The sequence below is a fragment of the Actinomyces urogenitalis DSM 15434 genome (assembly GCF_000159035.1).
In the GTDB taxonomy this organism is placed as follows: Bacteria; Actinomycetota; Actinomycetes; order Actinomycetales; family Actinomycetaceae; genus Actinomyces; species Actinomyces urogenitalis.
Genome location: NZ_DS999575.1, coordinates 462,019 through 465,823 on the forward strand (window position 1 = coordinate 462,019; position 3,805 = coordinate 465,823).

At 70.3% G+C, this 3,805-nt stretch carries 4 protein-coding genes and 1 pseudogene; 3 read left to right on the top strand and 2 right to left on the bottom strand.

Features of this window, described 5'->3' with window-relative positions; genetic code table 11:
* Together HMPREF0058_RS12405 and HMPREF0058_RS07835 are read left to right on the top strand one after the other, a co-directional pair.
* Positions 1–769 (top strand): electron transfer flavoprotein subunit alpha/FixB family protein (locus HMPREF0058_RS12405; protein WP_006549231.1); only part of this gene is annotated, 769 nt, incomplete at its 5' end.
* An 82-nt stretch (positions 770–851) separates the two neighbouring features.
* Positions 852–1,772, top strand: a complete 921-nt coding sequence (locus HMPREF0058_RS07835; protein WP_244902052.1) for a hypothetical protein — start codon at positions 852–854, stop codon at positions 1,770–1,772.
* Positions 1,773–1,782: 10 nt separating this feature from the next.
* Here the strand turns inward: HMPREF0058_RS07835 and HMPREF0058_RS07840 are convergent, their stop codons facing one another.
* Together HMPREF0058_RS07840 and HMPREF0058_RS07845 are read right to left on the bottom strand one after the other, a co-directional pair.
* The gene (locus tag HMPREF0058_RS07840) at positions 1,783–2,055 is read right to left on the bottom strand and encodes a DUF1540 domain-containing protein (RefSeq protein ID WP_006549233.1); all 273 of its coding nucleotides are present in this window, start codon (positions 2,053–2,055) and stop codon (positions 1,783–1,785) included.
* Positions 2,056–2,347: 292 nt separating this feature from the next.
* Entirely contained in the window at positions 2,348–3,349 is a 1,002-nt protein-coding gene (locus HMPREF0058_RS07845; RefSeq protein ID WP_006549234.1) for a LacI family DNA-binding transcriptional regulator, read from the bottom strand.
* Between the two features lie 209 nt (positions 3,350–3,558).
* Here HMPREF0058_RS07845 and HMPREF0058_RS12790 point away from each other — a divergent pair.
* Positions 3,559–3,805, top strand: a pseudogene (locus tag HMPREF0058_RS12790) (alpha-galactosidase); the annotation flags it as partial.

Below are 3,805 nucleotides of genomic sequence, written 5' to 3' on the forward strand. Positions count from 1 at the left end.
TGTCGCTGCCGTGCGCCGCGTGCGCCCGGCTGCCGCCCTCGTGGTCTCGGACTACCGGGGCAAGGAGCTGGCCGGTCGCGCCGCCGTCGTGCTGGGCTCGGCCGCCACCTGTGACGTGGCCGAGGTTGAGGTGCGCGACGGCGCGCTGCACGCCTCCAGGCTCGTGCTGTCCGGTTCCTGGTCCACGACGATGCGCCTGACCTCTTCCGGCGAGGCTGCCCCGGTCCTGGCCGTGCGGCCTGGCGCCTTCGCCGCGGCGGGCATCGAGGGCGGGGACCTGGACCGCGAGGTGCGGCCGGAGCCGTTGGCCGTGGAGGTGCTTGACCCCGCGATCAGCCCGCAGTCCCTGTCCGTGCGCCTGGTCTCGCGTGAGCAGGCCTCGGTCGCCTCGGGGCCGGACCTGGCTCAGGCGCGCACCGTGGTGGTCGGCGGACGCGGCGTCGACGGCGACTTTGACCTGGTCCACTCGCTGGCGGACCCTCTGGGCGCGGCCGTGGGCGCCACGCGCGTGGCCTGTGACGAGGGGTGGATCGAGAGCAGCGCCCAGATCGGCCAGACCGGGTTGTCGATCGCCCCGCGCCTGTACATCGGCCTGGGCGTGTCCGGCGCCGTGCACCACACCAGCGGTATCCAGGGTGCGGGCACGATCGTGGCTGTGTGCGACGACTCTGAGGCGCCGATCTTCGAGATGGCGGACTACGGCGTCGTCGGTGACGTGCGGGAGGTCGTCCCGCAGCTGGTTGAGGAGCTGGCTCGGCTGCGCGACTGAGCGTGAGCGAGACGGGCCTGGCGCCTTCGGGGGTGTCAGGCTAGCCTTACCTGAGACATCAGCCGTCCCAGGAAGAGGAACCGTGACACCCTCGGCCAAGCCCTCCCCGTCTGACCGTGCCGATCGCCCGGCCGAGCAGCCGCTGGTGAGTCCGCTTGACGTGGCCTCGCGACGCATGGCGCGCAGGCTCCTGTCCGGGGCAGGCTGCGCCACCGTGACCGCATACCGCTTTGCCGAGGCCGAGTCGCTCATCGCCCTGCACGCCCTGGACACGGACGGGCGGATTCTCGTGGCTGCCCACCCTGGAGCCGGGCATGCCCTGGCTCAGGTGGGTTGCGCAACAGCCACCGAGGTCCGGCTCGACGTCACCCTGGAGGCCGCCGAGGCGGGGCTGCGCATCACGACGGCGAGCGCTCACTTGCTGGGCACCCTCACCTGGCTCGGGGAGGCCGAGACTGAGCTCGTGCTCGCCGGGGAGGCGGCCGGCTGCCACTGCCCGATCACGGGTGAGGATCCCCTGTTGGAGCTTGCTTCGCTGGCGCAGGCACCAGGAGGGCGCCTGGGCGTCATCGAGACCGGGCGGGTCATGGTCCATGACGCCCTGGGCGTGTCCGGGCACGCCATGACCGAGGTTCTTGACCCGGACGCCGCGGGCTCCCCGGCGCTGCTGTGGAGCGCCTTCGATGAGGTCAGCGCCCAGGAGGAGATCGGCGAGCTGGGCGACGGCGCGCTCGACGTCCTGTGCTCGGGGGTTGCCGAGGGTACCGTGCCCGGCCTCGTGTGCTCCCACCGACCGGCTCAGGGCCTGTGCTCCTCGCTGTGGGGGCGCGTGCTGTGCGTGGACGTGGCGCCGGACGCGGTCACGCTCATGCGGCTGAGTCGCAGCTGCGTGGACACGATCCTGGTCCAGCTGCCGTCAGGTACCCAGCGGGCCTGTCAGGTGGCGCCGGTCCTGCGGCAGATGGTCCAGGACGCCTTGGTGGCGCAGCTGCTCGGTTCCTGAAGGTCTGCGCTCAGCGGGCCTCGTAGGACAGGCAGGCAGCCTTGTCCTGGCCGATCGAGATCGCCTCGGCGGTGCACATGAGGTCGGCGTTGTGGACGCACTCCAGGCGCTGGCAGGCGCCGACGTGAGCCTCGGCCACGGGCAGTCCGCCGCGAGCGTCGAGGTTGATGAAGGTCGAGCAGGCGGCCTCGCCGTCAACGGTGATGGCGAAGGCGGTGCAGCCGCCGTGGTTGAAGGCGCAGGTGGTGGTGGCGCAGGACTTGATTGCAGTGACGGTCGACATAGTCGGTTCCTCTCCTAGCGGCCGATGGCCGGTGCGGTTGTTGTTAATCGAGGGTGGCGCGGTGTCCAGCGGTGGGCAAGTGACGAAATTCGTCAACTCCCTTGAGTCAAATAAAACGTTGAAATGACAGGCGAAAAATGGCATGCATAACTAAAGTGACGGAGTCTTTTCGTAAAACCGGAGGCCCGTTCTTGCGCATGTGCCGTATTTCTTAATGAGATGAGCCGAGCCTTGCTGAGGAGAACCTGCCCAGACGGCAGGCAAGGTGCTCCGATCCTCAGCCGGAGGATGGTCAGGCGCATCCGCAGGACTCGCCGGTCTCCAGCCTCATGGGGAACAGCGTCAACGTGGCCTTGCGCTGCGGCTCGGTGACGGCATCGACGGCGGCCGCGGCCATGGCCTCGAAGGGCTGGGTCAGGGTGGTCAGCCGCGGGGTACTCATGAGGACCGACTCCGTGCCGTCGGTGGAGACCAGGGCCATGTCCCGGGGCGCGGTCATGCCCCGCTCCCACAGGGCCCGCAGGGCGCCCAGGGCCAGCAGGTCGGATCCGGCGAGCACCGCCGTCGGCGGCGTGGGGGTGTCCAGGAGCTGGAGCATGGCGCGCCGGCCGGCGACCCGGCTCCATTCGGTGGTCTCGATGAGGACCTGGGGGAGGTCGTGCTCGGCCAGCGCGGCCTTCCAGCCCCGGACGCGGCCGTTGAGGTCCCAGGAGTCGAGCGGGGCCATGAGCAGGGCGATGCTGGTGTGCCCGTGGCCGATGAGGTGGGTCACCGCCTGCCGGGCGCCGTCCTCAAGGTCGGCTCCGATCGTGTGGTGGCTGGCTGAGGGGGCGGCGGCGCACAGCAGCGCGGTGGGCAGGTGGCGTGTGAGGTGGTCGTAAGCCTGGGGCGCCTTGGTGGGGGAAATGATGAGCCCGTCCACGCCGCGGTCGATAAGCGCTGTGATGAGCTCGTCCTCGCGACGGGGCGAGGCGTCGGTAGTCATGAGCAGGGTGCCGTAGCCCGCCTGGTCGGCCGCGGTCGCCACGTGCTCGACTAGCTCGGCGTGGTAGGGGTTGCGCGCTCCTGGCACGCAGACGCCCAGCAACCGGGAGGCTCCTGAGCGCAGGGCCCGCGCCGAGGCGTTGGGGCTGTAGCCAAGCGCCTGGATGGCTGCCTCCACGCGCTCGCGGGCTTCGGGTGAGACCGGGCGGGGGCCGTTGTTGACCACGTAGGAGACGACGGCGGTGCTCACGCCGGCCGCGCGGGCGACGTCAGCCTGGGTCGGTGAGGCAGGGCGGTGGTCCGGGGTCATCTCGTGGTTCTTCGGTGGCGGTGGCTGGTACGGGCAGCCTAGCGGGGAGTGGGGCTGGGGCCGTTGTGCGGAACGAACCTGTGTGGAAAGGGCTTCCACGAAGCATTCTATGCGTATAGAGTTCGAGGTGCGACCGGGATCGGTCGCCGTGGCGGCGTCGAGGCGGACGGCCGCTTGTGGATGAGAGCTCACGAGAACAAGGACCACGCATGAAGCTGACTCGTACCGTGCACCTGCGCCATGACGGCACCTCGCTTGTGCTGGCGACTGACCCCTCGGGCCTGCCCACGGTTCCCTACTGGGGTGCCGATCTCGGCCCGCTGGATGAGGAGGCACTGGCCGCGCTGGAGGACGTGATCGCCCGGATGAAGGTGGACAACGATCCGGACCTCGTCACGGCGCCGAGCATCCTGCCGGCGGCCTGGACCGGCTGGTCGGGGCGGCCGGGGCTGGTCG

Excerpts from the sequence above, each read along its gene's own strand:
- HMPREF0058_RS07840 (WP_006549233.1), bottom strand. The coding sequence starts at position 2,055 with ATGTCGACCGTCACTGCAATCAAGTCCTGCGCCACCACCACCTGCGCC.
- HMPREF0058_RS07845 (WP_006549234.1), bottom strand. The coding sequence starts at position 3,349 with ATGACCCCGGACCACCGCCCTGCCTCACCGACCCAGGCTGACGTCGCC.